This window comes from Ruegeria sp. HKCCD6604, from assembly GCF_013110635.1.
Taxonomy (GTDB): Bacteria; Pseudomonadota; Alphaproteobacteria; order Rhodobacterales; family Rhodobacteraceae; genus Ruegeria.
Genome location: NZ_WVQW01000030.1, coordinates 1 through 1,164, shown reverse-complemented (window position 1 = coordinate 1,164; position 1,164 = coordinate 1). Strand labels below are relative to the sequence as shown.

General features: G+C 62.9%; 1 protein-coding gene. It reads right to left on the bottom strand.

The window, feature by feature from the left end; genetic code table 11:
- Positions 1-1,164: serine hydroxymethyltransferase (gene glyA / locus GS614_RS21965; protein ID WP_171727327.1), on the bottom strand; the 1,164-nt coding region annotated here is incomplete at both ends.

The window sequence follows — 1,164 nt, the reverse complement described above, 5'->3', positions numbered from 1 at the left end:
ACCACTTCGATGATCCAGTCGGCGATCTGGCGGAATTCGACCTCGCCGAAGCCGCGGGTGGTGCCGGCGGGCGAACCCAGACGGATGCCCGACGTGATGGTCGGCTTTTCGGGATCAAACGGCACGCCGTTCTTGTTGCAGGTGATATGCGCGCGACCCAAGGCTTTCTCGGTGGCGTTGCCCTTGACGCCTTTGGGGCGCAGGTCGACCAGCACCACATGGGTGTCGGTGCCGTGGGTCACCGTGTCCAGACCGCCCTTGATCAGCTGATCCGACAGTGCCTGGGCGTTGGTGATCACCTGCTTGACATAGTCCTTGAACTCGGGCCGCAGCGCCTCGCCGAAGGCCACGGCCTTGGCCGCGATCACATGCATCAGCGGGCCGCCTTGAATGCCGGGGAAGATGGCCGAGTTCACTTTCTTGGCGATATCTTCATCATTGGTCAGGATCATGCCGCCGCGCGGGCCGCGCAGGGTCTTGTGCGTGGTGGTGGTGGCCACATGCGCATGCGGGAACGGGCTGGGATGCTCGCCGGCCGCGACCAGACCGGCGAAATGCGCCATGTCCACGTGCAGATAGGCACCGACCATGTCGGCGATCTGACGCATGCGGGCAAAGTCGATCTGGCGCGGAATGGCCGAACCGCCGGCGATGATCAGCTTGGGCTGGTGTTCCTTCGCCAGCGCTTCGACCTGATCGTAATCCAGCATGTTGTCCTGCTGGCGCACGCCGTATTGCACCGCGTTGAACCACTTGCCCGACTGGTTCGGACGGGCGCCGTGGGTCAGGTGGCCACCGGCATCCAGGCTCATGCCCAGAATGGTGTCGCCGGGTTTGATCAGCGCCTGAAACACGCCCTGGTTGGCCTGAGAGCCGGAATTGGGCTGCACGTTGGCGAATTCACAGCCGAACAGTTGCTTGGCGCGGTCGATGGCCAGGTTTTCGGCGATGTCGACGAACTGGCAGCCGCCATAATAGCGGCGGCCGGGATAGCCTTCGGCGTATTTGTTGGTCATCACCGAGCCCTGCGCCTCCATCACGGCGGCAGAGACGATATTCTCGGACGCGATCAGCTCGATCTCGTCGCGCTGACGACCCAGTTCCGACGTGATCGAGCCAAAAAGCTCGGGATCACGATCAGAAAGGGACTGGGTGAAAAATCCG